The sequence below is a fragment of the Rhodoferax sp. RT4P68 genome (genome assembly GCF_056521305.1).
This window is the reverse complement of the sequence record NZ_JBWMBB010000003.1, coordinates 209,964-227,473: the sequence shown is the minus strand read 5'-3', so window position 1 is coordinate 227,473 and position 17,510 is coordinate 209,964. Positions and strand designations below refer to the sequence as shown.

Here is a 17,510-nt window from a genome sequence, read left to right as displayed (position 1 = left end):
TTCAGGCGTCCGAGTGCTGCAGCAGCACCGCAATCATGGCGTCCACGACGCGCGCCCGTGCTGTCGCCGAGAGCGTGAGCAAGGGCTGATACAGCGACGCGCGCAAGCGGCGCTTCTCGTCCGAGTTCACGGCTGCATTGGGAAACTTGGCCAGTTGGGCTTCGGCCTCCCGCGCCAGGGCCATGGGGTCGATGCTGGCTTCCTGAAGGTCAGCATCGGCCCGGAGGGTCCAGTACACCCCAAAGGCGCGGCCGGACAGGCCGCTGGCCTTGGCCGCCTGCATGGCCGCCTCCTTCTCCGCAGCCAGGGCCGCGAGTTGGTCCATGGCTGCCAGACCTGTCGTGCGGCGGTCCTCCATGTCCTTGAGGATGCGCTCGGCGCGGTCCTTCAGCGGCTGCAGCACGGGCGCCGCGTTGGCATCGTCGTCGATCTCCTCTTGCAGGCCACGTACCAGGTTGAAGACCTTGCCTTCGTCGGTGCCGGCATGGCCGCGCAGCGACTGCAGCGTCCTAGTGTCGAAGGTGATGCTCTTCGTCAGCCGTCCCAGACCTTGCTGTGTCGCACTCTCTTCGATCAATCGGCGCGTTTTGTAGGCCAGGTCGGCGACGAAGCCCACCTTGCTGGCGTAGGCATTGCGCACTGCGGCATACAGATGGCAAAGCTGCTTGTAGGTGCCGATGTGGTCCCGCAACTCGGGCGATGGCGACAGGATCTCCCACAGTGCCTCGACCTCCTTGTAGCGCTCGAAGAAGGTCTTGCGGGCCTCCACCGACAGGAAGCGGCCGTACACGACCCGTTCCAACTTTTCGTCCGCACCCAAGCCAGCGGCATCGCCACTCGTGTCGTCCAGGTAGTCGGCCTTCACCTGCACGATCTTCTGCTGGAAGTCCAGCATCAGCACGTCCAGGTCTTCGATCACGCCGCTCACATCGTCGGAGTCGAACTTCAGCGCCTTCTTCAGCTCGCGCAAAACGCCCACGAAGTCCACCACCAGGCCGACCTTCTTGCTGACGCCCTGGGCGTCCACATAGGGCCGGTTCACGCGCGCAATGCTTTGCAGCAGCACATGGTCGCGCATGGGTTTGTCCAGATACAGGCAGTACAGCGGCGGCGCGTCATAGCCGGTCAGCAACTTGTCGGTGACGATCAGGATCCTGGGCTCGCGGTCGGCCTTCTTGAACAGCAGGCGCACATCCTCCTCGCGCTCCGGGCTGATCTGCAGTTGCGCCACCAGCGGCCGCTCGATGACGTCCGCCGCGTTCTCGGAATACACCGGCTGCGTCCACTCGGGTGGCAGCAGCTTGTCGAGCGCCTTCTTGTACTTGGCGCAGGCGTCCCGATTCACGGCCACCACGAAGGCCTTGTAGCCCAGCGGCATCACGTTCTCCTGGAAGTGCTGCGCCACGAAGGCGGCCACCTTCTCGATGCGGTCGTCCGCCGTCAGAAAGGTGCGCAGGCCCACGGCGCGGTCCAGCACCTTGTTGAGTTCCTCCACATCGGTCACGCCCTCTGACTCGGCCAGCGCGAAGAACTCCTTGTCCAGCCGCTCCGCAGGCACCGTCATCTCAGACGGCGCCATCAGATGCTTGATGGGCAGCGTGGTTTCGTCGTCGATGGATTCGGCGATGGCGTACTTGTCCAGGTAGCCGCGATCGTCCTGCGCGCCGAAGATCTTGAACGTGCCCTCACCCTGGGTGTTGTTGGCGATCGGTGTGCCCGTGAAGCCGATGATCGTGGCCTTGGGCACTGCGGCCATCAGGTACGTGCCCAGGTCTTTGGCCACCGAGCGATGGGCCTCGTCGATGAACACATAGACGTTGTCGCGCACACAGCTTTCCTTAGCGATGCCCTCGAACTTGTGGATCATCGCGATCACCAGCCCCCGGAAATCCCCATCCAGCAGCGCCTGCAAGTCGGGCTTGCTGTTGGCCCGGCGCGTGGCGATGTCGTGCTTCTGCATCTCGCCCAACAGACGCTCGACCCAGCCTTTGAGTTGCCCCTCCAGTTCCGTGCGGTCCACCACCAGGATCACCGTGGCGTTCTGAAAGCGTGCCTTGTCCTCCAGGATGCGGCGGGCCGCCGTGAGCAGCGTGAAGGTCTTGCCTGAGCCCTGCGTATGCCAGACCAGGCCGCGCGTCTTGCCAGGGTCCGCGCAGCGGTCCAGCACAGCCTCGATGGCGCGCTGCTGGTGTTGGCGCAGCACCGACTTGCGGGTCTCGCCGTCCTGCACGTAGAACAGGATCCAGTGCTGCAAGGTCCGCAGAAAGTCCGTGGGCTCGAAGAACGATTGCACGGCAAAGCGGTAGGTCTCCTCCGGCACCTGCTTCCAGCGCGCCATGTCGCGCCGCGTCACGTTCCAGGTCACGCCATACCAGTAGTCCAGCAGGTGGGTGACGTTGAACAGCTGCGCGCTGCCCAACAGCTCCGGCGTTTCCAACTCGTAGCGGCGCAGCTGCTGGATGCCGCGCTCGATCGCGCCGCCGTCCTTGGGGTTCTTGTGCTCGACGATGCACACCGGCATGCCATTCACCAGGAACATCACATCGGCCCGGTTGCCCTTGCGCGCGGGCGGCTTGATCTTCCACTCCCAACTGACATGGAAGGCGTTCTCGGCCACATGCTCGTAGTCGATCAGCGTGACACGGCGGTGCCGCTTCTCGGCCTCGTCGTACCAGGCATGCTCGCCGCGCATCCAGGCCAGCAGCGCGCGGTTGCCTTCGATGCTGGGCGGCAGCGCGTCTAGCGCATCGAGCACGCCGCGCACGCCCTCGTCGCTGAGCCATGGATTGAAGTGCGCCAGCTTCTTGGCCAGCAGGCCGCGCAGAAAGTTGCCGGCCTCGCCGCCCCGGTGGTACACGGCCTCCAAAGGGTTCAGCGGCTGCCAGCCGATCTCCACCGCGTGGTCCACCATCGTGAATTGCACGCTGCCGGCTTCGCTGATCTTCAGCGTCGGGGGCGGGTGCAGCGGCGCGGGCGGCCGAGCGGCGCTCTCTGGACTACCTTCGGCTCCGCCTTCGGTGCGAGCTTGCTTGGGGCGGCCCGGCGCGGTGCTCATGGCTTGTTTCCCAGCTTGGGCACCTGGCGCGGCAGCTTCTTCTCTTCGGACTTCAGCCGCCGTTCCAGCTTCTTCGCGTCTTCTGCCGCCGGCAGCTGCTCGGGCACGATGTTGCGGTCGGTCAGCAGCTTGCGCACGTCGCGGTTGTTCTTCACATGCTCTTGCGTGATGCTGGGCTCGCCACGCAGGTCCTGCTGCTTGACCTGGGTGTTGGTGATCTCGTTGGCGAAGTCCTTGGCCTTGATGGTGATGGTGGGCAGAAAGTCAGCCAGCGGCCGGCCTTCGGGCACGGCCAGCCGGGTCTTCATGTTCTGCGTCGTCATGCCACCGAACAGCGCCGCGTCGCCCTTGCTCAGGATGCGGCCGAAGCCCTGGCTGTCGATGCCGCGCTCGTAGAGCACACCGGAGAGTTCCTTTTGCGACAGCGTGAGCTTGTCCCGCGCGCGCAGGCGCTCCGTCTCGGCGATGCGCGCCTCGATCAGTTCCTGCTTGCGCGTCTGCACGGCGAAGTAGGTCATGGCGAAGGCGATGGCATCCTTGCGCGGGTCGCCGTTCTGGGCGATGAGGTAGCAGGCGTAGCGCGTGAGGGCAATGTCGTCGACCTCGCGCTCGGCGCCCTTGCCCAGCCCGATCATTGTGTTGACGTCAACAAAATGATCGGTGGCCAGTTGGCCTGCGTTCTCGCAGGCGATGCGGGCCTTGTCGATCACCATCCCGAAGTTGCGCCACTCCTTGTAGCCCAGCAGCGGCTGCAGCTCGCGCGCCAGCCAGTACTCCACACCCTCGTTCTGGTGGGCGCAGCTTTCGAAGCTCTGGTGGAGCTGGTGGATGAGTTCCTTCTTCATGAGGGGCTCCGTTCCATGGTGGCCAGTGCTTGCAGGACCAGGTCGTTCACGTCGATCTCGCCGGTCATGAGCTTGTGCAGCAGGGTTTTGAAGAGTTCGTCAAGCACGGCGCGCTTTCGCTGGTGCAGTTCGATCTTGCGGTCGATGGCGTCGAGAACGTCTGCAATCTCGTTCTGTTCATCTAAAGAGGGCGGCAAGGGAAGAGGCAGCGCGTCGATGGTCCCGGTGTTCAGGTTGTATTTGCCATCCGATGCCGGGGTTGCTCTGCCAGCAACGAGCGACGTGCCCAGAGCCGATCCGTAAAAGTGCGCAACGAATCTCGGAGACACCAGTTCAGCCTTCAGACGTGCCCTGATCAAGTAGGACGCAAAGAGCGCCCTGGGGGGCTGGTCATCGTAAACAGCACATGACCCTAAGCGTTCAAGGACACCGTTGGTACGAATGAAGATCAAGTCGCCGCGTTCGAGCATGTACTTGCCAGCCTCGACATCTGGCAAGTCGCAATACTTGAGGTTGTTAGGCTCGACTTTTCCTGCCCCGATGTTGGGTATGCGAAGAACGGGATAGCACGCCTCCTTCACGTCACAACGGGCGGATGTGCCGTACTGGAGCCATTCGCGCACCGCGCTGAAGGAGCAGACATTCCAACCCATCGGCACTGGGCCGATTTCGGTTTCGGTTTCCTTCTGTGCTTCGCCGCGCAACCCTCGCGAGAAAAGGTCAGTCATACATGCGAATTTCAGTTCTTGCGATAGTTGAGCTGCTCTGAAATGCGCCTTGCTGGCTTCCCGAATCCGGCGCAGAACGCTCACGATGGCGTCTTGCTCATTTCGCGAGGGCACTGGCACGTTGAGTGCAGCTAACCTGTTCTTGGAGAGATTCGGAATCGTGGTCTTGTTTCCTGCGCCTTCGAAGATGCCTAGCTGAGTGAACCCGCACTGCAAGTAGTAGACGTAAAACCGTGAATCGGTGAGGTCTGTCTTTGGGCGGAGCCGATGCAAATGGTTCTGAAAAGACATCACACCACGCTGCCCTTCCCAGACTGCTGCGCGACCGATATCACCGCCTTCGCAAACCAAAAGGTCTCCGGCTTCAAGAGATTTGCTTTGAAGCTCACCGTCAGAGATTTCCATCTCATCGACCGTCGTCAAGTCAATCTCATCCCAGAAGACGTTGGCTGTCCGAAGGAAAGGCGTGCGCTTGGCACCGTTGCGAGCCTTGGCAGACATCGTCTTGCCCGACCCAATCTCGAAAAGCTCGCCAATCGTCTGCGTGGGCCACTGCATAGCGCTCACAGACCCTTCAATGCAGCGATCAAAGCCGCATCGATGCGCGCCGCGGTGCCGGTTAGCGCATTCAACTCAGACAGAATTGTCCTGATCGGGCGATGGGCCGATGCGTCGGTCTGCCCCACCCACCGACTCGGACTCAAGTTGTAGTCCGCCTCCACAACCTGCGTGCGCGTCACCACCGCGACCTCTCCCTCCACCGCCTCCCCCTTCAGGAACATCGCCGCCAACGGCCGGATGTCTTCCTCGGGCAGATAGTTCTTCGGCTTGCCCTTGCGAAACCGCTTGCTCGCGTTGAGCAGCACGATGCGCCCCTGCCGCGCCGCTGGCTTGCGCCGGTTCAGCACCACGATCACGCCGGCCGCGGTGGTGTTGTAGAACAGGTTGTCGGGCAGCAGGATCACGCCGTCGATCAGGTCCTGGTCGACGAACCACTTGCGGATGTTGCGTTCCTTGTCTTCGTTCTTCGCGCCCGAGCCGCGCGTGACGGCGCCGGTGTCCAGCACCACGGCCGCGCGGCCGTGGTCGTTCAGGCAGGCCAGCGTGTGCTGCAACCAGGCCCAGTCGCCCTTGCCGCTGGTGATGCCGCCGGTGGTACGGAAGCGGTCGTACGGGTCGTTGGCGAAAGTCGTTTCGGCGTCGAACGGCTGGTTCCACATCGGGTTGGCGATCACGATGTCGTGGCGCTGGATGCGGCCGTCGGCGGTGCGGAACTTGGGGTTCAGCATGCTGTTGCCGCGCGCCAGTTCCATGTCCATATCGTGGATCTTGGCGTTCATGTGCGCCACGGCGTAGCTGGCGCCCTCCAGTTCCTGGCCGAACAGCTTGAGCGGCACCTTGGCCATCGGGTCGAGTTCGCGCGAGACCAGCTGCAGCTTGATCAACAGGCCGCCGGAGCCACAGGCGTAGTCGTGGCAGGTTTCGCCGGGGCGCGGCCGCAGGATGTGCGCCATCAGAAAGCCCGCCTCGGTGGGGGTGAAGAATTCGCCCGCGCTCTGGCCAGAGCCTTCGGCGAACTTGCGCAGCAGGTATTCGTAGGCGCGGCCCAAAAAGTCGGGCTGCACATCGGCCAGGCCCAGCCGGTAGCGCGGGTCGGAGAAGGTCTCGATCACGGCGCGCAGCTTGGCGGGGTTGATGTCGCGCTCGCCGTTGCGTTCGGCGGCGAAGTCCACAACATCGATCACGCCGGACAGGCTGGGGTTGTGCTTGACCACGCCGCGCAAGGCGCGGGTCAGGTGCTCGCCAGCGTCCTTGGGGGCGGTGCTGCGGCCCTTCTCGTCCAACGGCCAGACGTAGCGCTCACCGTCCTTCTCGCGCCCGCTGATCACCGCCCACCGGGCCTCGGGCGGCAGGTAGAAGCGCAGCAGGGAGTGGTCGGTCTCGGCGATCTCCAGCGCCGTGGCCTTGTCGCCGTAGTCCTCGGCCAGGCGGCTCACCTCGTCGTCGAACACATCGGACAGGCGCTTGAGAAAGACCAGCGGCAGCAGGTAGTCCTTGAACTTGGCCGCATCTTTCTCGCCGCGGATGGAGCAGGCGGCGTCCCACAGCATCTGCTCCATCGGCTTGGTGGTCATGGCCTGGTCGGCAGACCTTGGCGTGCGCGCCCGGCGGCGACTGACCTCCACGGCTGCGGATTGGGAACTGAGCTCTTCGGTGGCGATGCCAGCCTCCACAGCCAGTGCTTGGATCGCTTCGGCCGCAGCCTTTTGTGGCTTGGAGGTGCCACCTTCCCAGCGGTTGACGGTGGCGAAAGACACGCCGAGCCGGTCGGCCAATTGTTCCTGGGTCAGATCGAGGCTGGCGCGCAAGGTGCGCAGTGTCACAGGCAAGTTGGCTTCTTTTGTCATATTTGCGATATTTGCAATATGGCGAAATATTGTCAAGTACTCCCGAACCAGGGCAGCGCAGAGCGATGGTGTGCCTGCGCGCAAGCTTGGCGCTCAAGACTGTCGGTCGGCGACGGGGTCGGTCCGTTGGGGCCTATTGCTGGCAACACTCACCCGCTTCACATCGGTGGTGCGTTCAGACAAGACCCTGCTGCCCGAGGTGCGCGAGCGTTTCGCCGCCACCGGCAACACCGCCGTGCCCGGCAGCCCGGCAGACGCCCGGCGCTTCGTGGACGACGAGGTCGCGATATGGAGCAAGGTCGTCGAGGCCGCCAGCATCCGCATCGAGTGAACCCCATCCGAAGGCTGCCGAGCACGCCTATCCCGTAGCCGGCGGACGGGCAGACCGGCTCGCATAGCATGGCGCCATGCCACCACTGACCCAGGCTTTGCTTGTCGCCAACATCGGCGTGTTCGTTCTCCAGATGCTGCTGGGCGGCGGCTTCGCTACCTGGTTCGCGCTGTGGCCGCTGGACTCGGGCCTGTTCATGCCCTGGCAGCTCGGCACCTACGCCTTCCTGCATGGCGGGCTGATGCACCTGGCCTTCAACATGTACGGCGTCTGGATGTTCGGCGGCGAACTCGAACGTGTGTGGGGTGCGCGCCGGCTCGGCATGTTCTATGCCGCCAGCGTCGTCACGGCCGCCTTGGCACAGCTGGTGGTCACGGGCATGAGCGGCAGCACGGCCCCCACCGTGGGCGCCTCGGGAGGCCTGTTCGGCCTGCTGATGGGCTTTGCGATGGTGTTCCCGCAACGCCGCATCACGCCGCTGCTGCCGCCCATTCCGATGCCGGCCTGGGTCTTCGTCATGCTCTACGGCGCCATCGAACTGACGCTGGGCGTGACCGGCAGCGCCAGCGGCGTGGCGCATTTCGCCCACCTGGGCGGGCTGCTGGGCGGCTGGCTGGTGATGCGCTACTGGCGCGGGCAGCTGCCGTTCGGGAGGCGTTGACGCCTGGCGGTCAAAACACCGTGTGCTCGCCCCGCTCGTGCAAGGCCTCGCCGCCCAGCAGCGCCGCGTAGTGCGACAGCAGCGTGTCGCGCCCGGTCGAAGGCGTGGCCTCGGCGTCGTAGCGCGCGCCTTGAGCGTCCCACACCAGCATCGATTCGCTCGCGTAGTACCGCCCGATGCGCGCCAGCTCGGCCTTGGCCGCCAGGGCCGGCCACAGCCGTGCCGCCGTCGACAGGCCACCGATGATCGTGTCCAGCAGACCGAGCGGCACGCTGCGAAAGCGCGGCGGCTGGCCCAGCAGCGCGAACAGTGCCTCGCCCTGCTCGCGCGGCGTGATGGCCGCGCCGGGGCCGCCGATGGGTAACACACGGTTCCAGCGCAACGGGTCGTGCAGGCAACCCACCAGGTAATCGGCCAGGTCCGCATCGCTGATCGGTTTGCAGGCGGTGAGCCGGCCGTCGCCGAACACCAGGTAAGGCTTGCCGCGCCGCACGCGCTCAACCTGGCCAGACAGCGACTTGAAGAACGCCGTGGGCCGCACGATCGAATAGCGCAGACCGGAGGCGATCAGCTCCTGCTCGAAAGCCTGCTTGGCCTGCTGGAACGCGAGCCGGGGCTTTTGCACGCACAAGGCCGACAGCAGCACGAACTGCGGCACGCCGGCCCGCTGCGCCGCCGCCAGCACCTGGCTGTGCGCCCGGTGGTCGACGGCCCAGGCGTCGGCCGGCACACCGCTGCGCGAGGCCATGCACGAGAGCACGGCACCGAATCGCTCGCCTGGGGCGAACACCTGCTGCGACAGCCAGCTCGCATCGGCCACATCGCCGAAGTGCAGCGTCGCGCCGGCCCATGACCGGGCGACCTGCGTCGCGTCGGCACGCGGGCGCATCACGCACACCACTGCGTAGCCGCGTGCCCGCAGCGCGCTCGCCGTGGCCCGCCCGATGGTGCCGCTGGCGCCGAGCAGCAGCACGCGCCGGCAGGATGTGGCGGCGCTCATTGGGGTACCGCCTTCGGCTGCGGAGCGAGCGCCTTCGGGCGGCTGGGCGGCGCTCATGGCGGCGGCTCCTCGTCCTTCTGCCGACGCTTCCACTTGCGCCAGTCCCACCACTGCCAGAACGCCCAGCCGAACACCACGCCGAAGAACAGCAGCATCTCGATCAGGCCGAGGCGCTCCCGCATGGTGGGGTCAATGCCGCTCGTGGGAGCCTTCGTGCAGGAAGCAGCGGCGCGCCGCCGCCGCCCAGTCACGGTGCTCCGTGCCGCGGCTGGCGTGCAGGCCGGCCAGCGTGCCATGCAGCAGCTTGGCGCTCAAGCTGCCGGCCAGTTGTTCGAGGACCTGCTCGACATCCTCGCCACGCGCCAGAGAACGCCGTGCACGCTCCAGTTCCAGCTGGCGCCAGTGGTCGCTGCGCTGTCGCAGCTCCATGATCAACGGCACGCTGCAGCGCTGCTCCAGCCACTGGCTGAAGCGGTGCACGCCGGCATCGACCAGGGCTTCAGCCTGCTCCACTGCGGCCTGGCGGCGCTCGCCGCCCTGCTGCACACGCTGGGCCAGATCGTCCACGGTGTAGAGGTACACGTCTTCGAGCCGGCCGACATCGGCCTCGATGTCGCGCGGCACGGCCAGGTCGATCATCAGCATCGGTTCGCGCTTGCGTGCCACGCGCGCACGCTGCACTGCGCCCAGGCCGATCAGCGGCAGGCTGCTGGCCGTGCAGCTGATGACGATGTCGAACTCGCCCAGCCGCTGGTCCAGCCCCAGCAGCGGCAGCACCTGCGCGCCGAGCCGGTTGGCCAGCGCCTGGCCGCGTTCGGCGCTGCGGTTGGCCACCGCCATCATGCGCGGCGCGCGGGCCGCGAAGTGCGTGGCGACCAGCTCGATCATTTCGCCGGCACCGACGAACAGCACGCGCCTTTGCGTCAGGTCGCCGAACAGTTGCTGCGCCAGCCGCAGCGCCGCTGCCGCCATGCTGACCGCGTGGGCGCCGATCTCGGTACCGGTGCGCACCGCCTTGGCCACCGAGAAGCTGCGTTGAAAGAGTTGCTGCAGCGTCGGCCCGAGCACGCCGATGTCGTCGGCCTCGCGCACGGCCTGCTTGAGCTGGCCGAGGATCTGCGGCTCGCCCAGCACCATCGAGTCCAGCCCGGAGGCCACGCGAAAGGCGTGCCGTGCCACCGCTTCGCCCTGCAGCAGGTAGCTGTGATCGCATAGCGCCTGCGGGCTGCTGCCGCCCTGCTCTGCCAGCCAGTGGATGACGGGCTGCAGCAGTTCGGGCGAAGGCTCCACCTCGGGCGCCAGCCCCAGGTACAGCTCGGTGCGGTTGCAGGTGGACAGGATGGTCAACCCGCTGGCGGGCGACTGCACGGCGGCCAGGTGGCCGCGCAAGGCCTGCAGGCTGTGCCCCAGGCGCTCCATGGGGAAGGCGAAGCGGCCGCGCAGATCGAGCGGCGCGCTGGCGTGGTTCAGACCCAGGGCCATCAAGCTCATGGCTGCCCCCTGCGGCCTGCGGCCTGTCCCCCCGAGGGGGCCGAGCCCGGACACGAAAGGTCCAGTGGACCTGTCGTGCCTGGGGAGGGGCCGGGGCGCAAGCCACGGCGCGGCCTGCAAGGCCGAGCTTGCTTGGGGCGGCCCGGCGCGGCGGACGTGGCCCCCACGCTCCCCGCTGCGCGAGGTTCGCTGCCCCCCGAGGGGGAGCGAGCTTGCTTGGGGCGGCCCGGCGCGGCGCTCATCGAACCTCTCCACGCAGCAAGGCGCCCGCCGGCCCGCGCCGCAGCAGCCGGTCGTCGTGCGCGAGCCGGGTGAACAGGTCGACGACGAACTCGGCGGCGCCCTGGCGGCCGGGCTGCGGCGCTGCCGCGACGGCATCGAGCAACGGCTGGTTGGCGGCCAATGCCGGTGCGGTCAGCGCTGATTGCGACGGCCACAGGTACACGCTGGCGCGCGCCAGCAACAGGGCCTTGCGCCAACCGGGTACGCGGGCCCGCTGGCGCACGCCGTCGCCACCGGCGCGGCGAACTTCGTGGCCGATGCCGGCATACAGCAGCCGCGCGGCGTTGATGCCGGGCCGGCAGTCCAGCGGCAGGCTGCCCACACCTGCGGTGGCACGCGTGTACAGGCGGTCGGCTTCGGCCAGCAGACGCAGCACCACGGCATCGACACGCGCATCGGGCACTGGATCGGCCAGCCAGGCCTGCGGATCGACCCCGGCCTCGCGCAGCCAGGCGCGCGGCAGGTAGAGCCGACCGTTGCGTGCGTCCTCACCCACGTCGCGCGCGATGTTGGACAGCTGCATGGCCACGCCCAGATCGCAGGCGCGGGCCAGTGCGGCTGGGCTGCGGGTCTCCATCAGCAAACTCATCATGGCGCCAACAGCTCCGGCCACCCGGGCTGCGTAGTCGTGTAGTTGCTCCAGCGTCTCGTAGGTGCGGCCCTCCACGTCCCAGGCCAGGCCTTCGATCAGCATGTCGGGCAGCGCGCGCGGCACGCCATAGGCAGCCACCACGGCGGCCAGTGCGCGGTCGCTGGGCACTGTCAGCGGATGGCCGGCGTAGACGCGATCGAGCCGCTCGCGCAGCCGGGCGATGGCCTCGGAGCGCCCGCCCTGCTCGTCCACGGTGTCGTCGGCCAGCCGGCAAAAGCCATAGAGCACGGTGGCCGGCTCGCGTACGCGCGGCGGCAGCAGCAGCGAGGCGGCGTGGAAGGTCTTGCTGTTGTGCTGCAAGCTGGCGCGGCAGGCAGCAACATCAGCGGCCCAATGGCGGGCCAGATGCGGCTCAAGCAGGACGGTGGGCGCGACGGACATGCGGCATCTCCAATGGGGCGGCGCGCGGACCGCGCAGGGTGTCGGCATGCGGGACCACGCGGTCCAGCACTTTGGCGGAAGTCAGCACGCCCGGCAGGCCCGCACCCGGATGGGTGCCGGCACCGACCAGGTACAGGCCGCGCAGCTCCTCGCTGCGGTTGTGCGGGCGGAACCAGGCGCTTTGCGTGAGCAGGGGCTCGAACGAGAAAGCCGCGCCCTTGACGGAGAGCAGCCGGTCCTGAAAGTCCTGCGGCGTGAGCATGTGCGAGCTGACGATCTGATCCTCGAGACCGGGCAACACGGTGGCCGAAAGCCGGGCCGCAATCGCCTGGCGGTAGGGCTCGGCGCGCTTCTGCCAGTCCACACCACTGTCCAGATGCGGCACGGGCGCCAGCACGTAGAAGGTGTCGCAGCCGGGCGGGGCCAGGCTGGTGTCGGTGGCGGTGGGCCGGTGCAGGTACAGGCTGAAGTCGTCGGCCAGGTGCTTGCGCACGAAGATGTCGTCGAGCAGGCCGCGGTAGCGCGGGCCGAGCACGATGCTGTGGTGGGCCACGTCGGGGTACTGCCGCCGCGTGCCGAAGTACCAGACGAACAGGCTCATCGAATAGCGCGCGCGGGCCAGCTTGCGGTCGGTCCAGCGCTTGCGCGCCACGCTGGGCAGCAGGCGGCTGTAGGTGAAGGCTGCATCGGCGTTGGACACCACGACCGCCGCGTCGACGCGTTCGCCGCCGGACAGCCGCACACCGCTGGCGGCGCCGTCTTCGGTCAAAATTTCTTCGACCGTGGCGTTGCAGACCACGCGCCCGCCCTGCCCTTCGATCAAGCCGACGAGGCCCTGCACCAGCCGGCCGGCGCCACCCATCGCGAAGTGCACGCCGAAGCGCCGCTCCAGGTGCGCAATCAGGCAGTAGACCGAGGTCGTCTGGAACGGGTTGCCGCCCACCAGCAGCGACTGGAAAGTCAGCAACACACGCAGCTTTTCGTGCCGTACGTGCTGGCAGGCCAGGCCGTACACGCTGCGGTAGCCCTGCAGCTTGAGCAGTTGCGGCAGCGCGGCGGCCATGTCGGCGAAACGGTCGAAAGGCTGGTCGCCCAATTGTTCGAAACCGACCGCGTAGATCGCCTTGCTGGCGGCAAGAAAGCGCTCGTAGCCTTCCACATCCTCTGGCGCGATGCGTGCGACCTCTGCGCGCATGGCGTCGGGGTCGCCGCTGTAGTCGAAGACGGTGCCATCGTCGAAGCGCACGCGGTAGTAGGGGCTGACCGGGCGCAGGTCCACGTCGTCGGCCAGGCGTTTGCCGCAAAGCTGCCAAAGCTCCTCGAACAGAAAGGGCGCCGTGATGACGGTGGGGCCGGCGTCGAAGACAAAGCCGTCTTGCCGGTAAACGTACGCGCGGCCGCCGGGGGCGTCCAGCCGTTCGAGTACCGTCACGCGGTAGCCGCGCGCGCCAAGCCGCACCGCAGCAGCCAGGCCACCGAAGCCGCTGCCGATGACCACCGCATTGGGCCGGGAATCGCTGCGACGCGGGGGTGTCAACATGAGACAGATAGTAGTAGTGTCATGTTTAGTTGACAATAGGGCCTGCATGCTCCTGGACCCTGACCCGCTCGAAGAAGCCGACGTGACGGCCGCCGGCTTGCGCTGGCACCTGCGGCGCTCGCCGGTTTCCGAACCAAGCCGGCCGTTGCTGCTGCTGTTGCACGGCACCGGCTCGTCGGGCCGCTCGTGGGCTGGCAGCGCGGCCCGGCTCGCCGAGCGCTTCACGCTGCTCGCACCTGACCTGCCTGGCCATGGCGGCAGCCGCGCGTTCGCGGACGGCGTGGCCAGCCTGCCGCGCATGGCGCAGGCGTTGGCAGCGCTGTTGCGCGAACTGGGCGCGGCGCCCGTCGGCGTGGTCGGCCACTCGGCCGGTGCGGCGCTGATGCTGCAGCTCTGGCTGGACGGGGCTTTACCTGCGGCGCGCGGGCTGCTGTCGCTCAATGGGGCGTTGCAGCCGCTGTCGGGCCTGGCTGGCGCCGTGTTTCCCCCCCTGGCGCGCGCCATGGCGGCCCTGCCCGTCGTGCCTTGGCTGGCGGCGCAGGCTGCATCGCGGCCTCGCTCGCTGCACCATCTGGTGGCCTCGACCGGCTCACGGTTGGCCGAACCCGAGGTGGCGCACTACCGCGACCTGCTGCGCCGGCCGGATCACGTGGCCGGCGCACTGCAGATGATGGCCAGTTGGCAGGTCGGCCCGCTGGTGCCTGCGCTGCGCAGGCGCATGGCGCAGCAACCGATGGCGTTGCTGCTGGCCGCCGGCAGTGCGGACACGACGGTCGCGCCTGCGCAGTCGCAACGCGTGGCGCAGCAACTGACGGGCGCGCGGTTTCGGATGCTGGCCGGGTTGGGGCACTTGGCGCATGAGGAGGCGCCGGGGGTGGTGGCGGAGCTGTTGACAGAGCTCGGGCTGCCATGAAGTGCCGCTGTCATCTCGTGGCGATCACATGGCCGGCGTTGCACTGGGCCAACCTGCGCTAACCGACTCCATCCGTCAGCTAGAACCGGGCTCTCGCCCAACGAACGACTAGAAGGCTGATGTTTTGAGTACGTTTCGTGCAATCCGCGAAATTTCGACTACACGGACGCGCTAGGTCGCTTGAGCACAGACAAGTCAGCCTGCAAGCCGACTGCGTTCCATTTCACAGCACCGCGCCGATCGCCCGGTGCAGCAACTCCGCCCGCCCCTGCGGCAGTGCCAGATAGCGCGCCCCCATCTGCCGCGCCAGCGTAGCCGATTCGGGCTGCGGCCGCACCGAGGTGTCGATCAACAGACTGCTGATGCCGGCACCGGCCAGCCGTCGCGCCATCGCTTGCGCATCGGCCATGGCCGCAGGCCGCCCGCCACGGCCCTGTCGATCGATGTTGGCGCGGCCATCGGTCAAGAACACCAGCTGAGCCCGGGCCCCTTCGCGCGCCTGCAGGCCGGCCGCCAGTTGCCAGCCGGCTTCGATGCCGGCGGCCAGCGGCGTGCCGCCGCCGCCGGGCAGCTCGGACAGCGCGCGCTTGGCCCGCACGAGCGACCGGGTGGGTGGCAGCAGCAGCTCGGCAGCGGTGCCGCGAAAGGCGATCAGCGCCACGCGGTCGCGGCGCACGTAACAGTCGGCCAGCAGCAACTCCACGGCCCCCTTGGCTTCGGCCAGGCGATTCAGGGCCTGCGAGCCCGACGCATCGACGACGAAGACCGTGGTGGTCTCGGCCGGCCGCCGGTGTCGGCGGCAATGGAAGTCGTCGCGGCGGATCAGCCAGCGCGCGTTGGACGGCGGCAGGGCCAGCCGTTCGCGTTCCTGCCGGCGCAGCACCTGCCACGGCAAGGCTGCGCGCAGCGTGGCCAGCAGATCCAGCCGTTGCGCGCCCCGCGGCAGGCCCCGGCGCGGCGGCATCGGTCGGCCGCTGCTGGCGATGCGCGTGGCCTCGCCCTGGCGGCCGGCGGCTGTGCCACGCCGGGGTGCCAGGCCCGCCGCGAGGAGTGCCAGCAGACCGGGCGGAATGGCAGCCTGGGCGGCCGCGATGAGGCGGTCTTGCAGCGACTCTTCGTTGTCGCTGGGCGCCTGCGGCGGGGTTCGTTCCCCGCGAGTGCCTTCGGGCTCTGGCGGCGGTGGGTTGGGCGTAGGCGACTCCGCGCCATCGGGTGCAGGGGTGGCGTCTCCGGGAGGCTGATCGGCGGCGTCGTCGCCAGCGGGCGGCTCGTCCGCCGGTGGTTCGGCATCGGCCTCTTCGGTCCGCTCGGCCTGTTCGGCCGGCGGCAGCGAGCGCGCGCGCGGCGCCAGCACCAGCCGCGCGGCCAGTTCGGCGTCCTCCTGCAGGACGGCGTTGTGGCCCTGCCAGGCGGCCACCGCACACGCGGCACGCCAGGCCTGCCAGGGTGCGCGCAGCCCCACGATGCCCAAGGCCCGGGCACACGCGCACAGCGCCTCGACCCCCTCGGCGTCGAAAGGCAGCGTGCGCAGCTGCAGACGCGCATCGTCCAGGCGGGCCGCCGGGGGTGGCGCCGGCCACTCGGCGGCGCCAGACAGGCTGGTGTCCACCACCACACCGAGACGCTCCCCCAGGCAGGTGGCGATCTGCTCATCGAGCGTCACGCCTTCGTCCAACGCCAGCAGCGCGAAGCCGCCACCATCGAGCGCCTGCGCCAGCCGACCGGCCAGCGCCATCGGTGCCCGCTCGGCCATTGGCAGGACCAGCACGCCGCCGTGCACCTCGGCCAGCAGACCGGCCTGCGCCATCGGCCGGCCGGCGGCCACGCTGAGACCGAGGTCCAGGCCGCCGAGCAGCCGTGCATCGTCGATCTGCAGCGGGCAGCGCCGCCACGGCGTGCCCGGTGCGACCAGGGATTGCAGCTCGGCCACCAACGCATCGCGCGCCGGGCCCGGCCCGCCACGCAGCACGATGCCACCCAGACCCGCCGGGTCCAGCGCCAGCAGGCGGGCAGCCCAGGCACCCGCAGACATCTCAGTTTTCCATAGCGCCGCGCGCCATCCGCAGCCCACGAAGCCGGGTCGCAAGCCGCTGTTCGAGTCGCTGCGGAGCAGGCCATGTCCGCCGACGCCGCGGAACGGGCTCTGCCCGGCCGCTGGCGGCGCCCCTGGAGGTGGATGGGATGTCTACACGCAGTGAGACATCCAAACGGAGTCGCGCCATTTCAGCCCCAAAGCTCGGCCACGGCGCGCGTGATGCGCTCGGCCGAGCCGGTGTCGTCCAGCGGATTGCGGCGCAAGCGGTGGCGCAGCGCAGGTGCGGCGACCTGGCGCAGGTGCGACTCCTGCACGGCGCCCTCGCCCTGCAGCGCAGCCATGGCCCGTGCGGCGCGCATCATGGTCAGCTCACCACGCAGCCCGTCGCTGCCCAGGCGCTGGCACAGCTCGGCACAGCGCAGCAGGAGTGCGTCGTCCACCACGACATCGGGCAGGCGCTCGCGGGCGCGGCCGATCTGCCGGCGCACCTTGGCATCGGCCTTGGCCCAGTGCGCGTGGAAGGCCTCGGGGTCGCGCTCGTAGGCATCGCGGCGCTTGACGATCTCCACGCGCTGCAGCAGGTCGTCTGGCGTGCGCACCTCGACCGACAGGCCGAAGCGGTCGAGCAATTGCGGGCGCAGTTCGCCCTCCTCCGGATTCCCGCTGCCGATCAGCACGAAGCGCGCCGGGTGCCGCACGGACAGCCCTTCACGCTCGACCACGTTCTCGCCCGAGGCCGCCACGTCGATCAACAGGTCGACCAGATGGTCTTCGAGCAGATTGACCTCGTCGATGTAGAGAAAGCCGCGGTGCGCGCGCGCCAGCAGGCCGGGCTCGAACACCTTCTGGCCGCTGGACAGGGCACGTTCCAGGTCGAGCGCACCGACGATGCGGTCCTCGCTGGCGCCCAGCGGCAGGTCGACCACCGGCACCGGCAGCTGCGTGGACTTGGCGCCGGGAGCGCAGTGGCCGCAGCGTTGCGACGGGTCGCAGTGGTAGGGGCAGCCCTCGACGGCGCGCATGGGCGGCAGCAGCGCCGCCAGCGCACGCACGGCGGTGCTCTTGCCGGTGCCACGGTCGCCGAGCACCAGCACACCGCCGATGGCCGGCTCGACGGCGGCGACCAGCACCGCGATCTTCATCTCGTCCTGGCCGACGATGGCGGAGAAGGGGAACGGTGCGGGCATC

14 protein-coding genes are annotated in these 17,510 nt (G+C 68.2%); 3 read left to right on the top strand and 11 right to left on the bottom strand.

Translation table 11 applies throughout. From position 1 onward, the window contains the following. Position 1: 1 nt before the first annotated feature. Genes AC099J_RS07575 through AC099J_RS07560 form a run of 4 tightly spaced genes read right to left on the bottom strand, consistent with a single transcriptional unit; the run spans position 2 to position 7,036 of the window. Positions 2 to 3,055, bottom strand: coding sequence for a type I restriction endonuclease subunit R (locus tag AC099J_RS07575; RefSeq protein ID WP_479614624.1), 3,054 nt, complete (start codon positions 3,053 to 3,055; stop codon positions 2 to 4). Continuing rightward, positions 3,052 to 3,900, bottom strand: coding sequence for a DNA damage-inducible protein D (gene dinD, locus AC099J_RS07570; RefSeq protein WP_479614623.1), 849 nt, complete (start codon positions 3,898 to 3,900; stop codon positions 3,052 to 3,054). Before dinD ends, AC099J_RS07575 begins: the two co-directional genes overlap by 4 nt. Continuing rightward, complete coding sequence (locus AC099J_RS07565; protein ID WP_479614622.1) at positions 3,897 to 5,186, bottom strand: restriction endonuclease subunit S; 1,290 nt, start codon at positions 5,184 to 5,186, stop codon at positions 3,897 to 3,899. The genes dinD and AC099J_RS07565 overlap by 4 nt, the downstream gene beginning before the upstream one ends. A gap of 5 nt (positions 5,187 to 5,191) precedes the next feature. Continuing rightward, positions 5,192 to 7,036, bottom strand: coding sequence for an N-6 DNA methylase (locus AC099J_RS07560; protein ID WP_479614621.1), 1,845 nt, complete (start codon positions 7,034 to 7,036; stop codon positions 5,192 to 5,194). A gap of 169 nt (positions 7,037 to 7,205) precedes the next feature. Here AC099J_RS07560 and AC099J_RS07555 point away from each other — a divergent pair, with 169 nt between their 5' ends. Both AC099J_RS07555 and AC099J_RS07550 read left to right on the top strand, forming a co-directional pair. Next, positions 7,206 to 7,367, top strand: coding sequence for a hypothetical protein (locus AC099J_RS07555; protein ID WP_479614620.1), 162 nt, complete (start codon positions 7,206 to 7,208; stop codon positions 7,365 to 7,367). Between the two features lie 76 nt (positions 7,368 to 7,443). Next, on the top strand, positions 7,444 to 8,028 hold the full coding sequence (locus AC099J_RS07550) for a rhomboid family intramembrane serine protease (protein ID WP_479614619.1): 585 nt from the start codon (positions 7,444 to 7,446) through the stop codon (positions 8,026 to 8,028). A 10-nt stretch (positions 8,029 to 8,038) separates the two neighbouring features. Here AC099J_RS07550 and AC099J_RS07545 read toward each other — a convergent pair whose 3' ends face one another. From AC099J_RS07545 to AC099J_RS07525, 5 genes are all read right to left on the bottom strand, one after another. Next, positions 8,039 to 9,085, bottom strand: a complete 1,047-nt coding sequence (locus tag AC099J_RS07545; protein WP_479614618.1) for an NAD(P)H-binding protein — start codon at positions 9,083 to 9,085, stop codon at positions 8,039 to 8,041. Beyond that, entirely contained in the window at positions 9,082 to 9,210 is a 129-nt protein-coding gene (locus tag AC099J_RS07540; RefSeq protein ID WP_479614617.1) for a hypothetical protein, read from the bottom strand. Before AC099J_RS07540 ends, AC099J_RS07545 begins: the two co-directional genes overlap by 4 nt. A 7-nt stretch (positions 9,211 to 9,217) precedes the next feature. Further along, on the bottom strand, positions 9,218 to 10,519 hold the full coding sequence (hemA, locus tag AC099J_RS07535) for a glutamyl-tRNA reductase (protein ID WP_479614616.1): 1,302 nt from the start codon (positions 10,517 to 10,519) through the stop codon (positions 9,218 to 9,220). A gap of 238 nt (positions 10,520 to 10,757) precedes the next feature. Continuing rightward, entirely contained in the window at positions 10,758 to 11,834 is a 1,077-nt protein-coding gene (locus tag AC099J_RS07530; protein WP_479614615.1) for a phytoene/squalene synthase family protein, read from the bottom strand. Further along, positions 11,806 to 13,374 carry a phytoene desaturase gene (locus tag AC099J_RS07525; RefSeq protein ID WP_479614614.1) on the bottom strand — a complete coding sequence of 523 codons (1,569 nt, stop codon included), beginning with the start codon at positions 13,372 to 13,374 and terminating at the stop codon, positions 11,806 to 11,808. Before AC099J_RS07525 ends, AC099J_RS07530 begins: the two co-directional genes overlap by 29 nt. 46 nt (positions 13,375 to 13,420) lie before the next feature. Here AC099J_RS07525 and bchO point away from each other — a divergent pair, with 46 nt between their 5' ends. After that, positions 13,421 to 14,287: an alpha/beta fold hydrolase BchO gene (gene bchO, locus AC099J_RS07520; protein WP_479614613.1), complete on the top strand. Its 867-nt coding sequence runs from the start codon at positions 13,421 to 13,423 to the stop codon at positions 14,285 to 14,287. Positions 14,288 to 14,510: 223 nt separating this feature from the next. Here bchO and AC099J_RS07515 read toward each other — a convergent pair whose 3' ends face one another. Together AC099J_RS07515 and bchI are read right to left on the bottom strand one after the other, a co-directional pair. Then, the gene (locus AC099J_RS07515) at positions 14,511 to 16,319 is read right to left on the bottom strand and encodes a VWA domain-containing protein (RefSeq protein WP_479614612.1); all 1,809 of its coding nucleotides are present in this window, start codon (positions 16,317 to 16,319) and stop codon (positions 14,511 to 14,513) included. Between the two features lie 191 nt (positions 16,320 to 16,510). Beyond that, the gene (bchI, locus tag AC099J_RS07510) at positions 16,511 to 17,509 is read right to left on the bottom strand and encodes a magnesium chelatase ATPase subunit I (RefSeq protein WP_479614611.1); all 999 of its coding nucleotides are present in this window, start codon (positions 17,507 to 17,509) and stop codon (positions 16,511 to 16,513) included. Position 17,510 lies beyond the last annotated feature (1 nt).

Excerpts from the sequence above, each read along its gene's own strand:
- dinD (WP_479614623.1), bottom strand. The coding sequence starts at position 3,900 with ATGAAGAAGGAACTCATCCACCAGCTCCACCAGAGCTTCGAAAGCTGC.
- hemA (WP_479614616.1), bottom strand. The coding sequence starts at position 10,519 with ATGAGCTTGATGGCCCTGGGTCTGAACCACGCCAGCGCGCCGCTCGAT.
- AC099J_RS07540 (WP_479614617.1), bottom strand. The coding sequence starts at position 9,210 with ATGCGGGAGCGCCTCGGCCTGATCGAGATGCTGCTGTTCTTCGGCGTG.
- AC099J_RS07530 (WP_479614615.1), bottom strand. The coding sequence starts at position 11,834 with ATGTCCGTCGCGCCCACCGTCCTGCTTGAGCCGCATCTGGCCCGCCAT.
- AC099J_RS07550 (WP_479614619.1), top strand. The coding sequence starts at position 7,444 with ATGCCACCACTGACCCAGGCTTTGCTTGTCGCCAACATCGGCGTGTTC.
- AC099J_RS07515 (WP_479614612.1), bottom strand. The coding sequence starts at position 16,319 with ATGTCTGCGGGTGCCTGGGCTGCCCGCCTGCTGGCGCTGGACCCGGCG.
- AC099J_RS07560 (WP_479614621.1), bottom strand. The coding sequence starts at position 7,036 with ATGACAAAAGAAGCCAACTTGCCTGTGACACTGCGCACCTTGCGCGCC.
- bchI (WP_479614611.1), bottom strand. The coding sequence starts at position 17,509 with ATGCCCGCACCGTTCCCCTTCTCCGCCATCGTCGGCCAGGACGAGATG.
- AC099J_RS07545 (WP_479614618.1), bottom strand. The coding sequence starts at position 9,085 with ATGAGCGCCGCCCAGCCGCCCGAAGGCGCTCGCTCCGCAGCCGAAGGC.
- AC099J_RS07525 (WP_479614614.1), bottom strand. The coding sequence starts at position 13,374 with ATGTTGACACCCCCGCGTCGCAGCGATTCCCGGCCCAATGCGGTGGTC.
- AC099J_RS07565 (WP_479614622.1), bottom strand. The coding sequence starts at position 5,186 with ATGCAGTGGCCCACGCAGACGATTGGCGAGCTTTTCGAGATTGGGTCG.
- AC099J_RS07575 (WP_479614624.1), bottom strand. The coding sequence starts at position 3,055 with ATGAGCACCGCGCCGGGCCGCCCCAAGCAAGCTCGCACCGAAGGCGGA.
- bchO (WP_479614613.1), top strand. The coding sequence starts at position 13,421 with ATGCTCCTGGACCCTGACCCGCTCGAAGAAGCCGACGTGACGGCCGCC.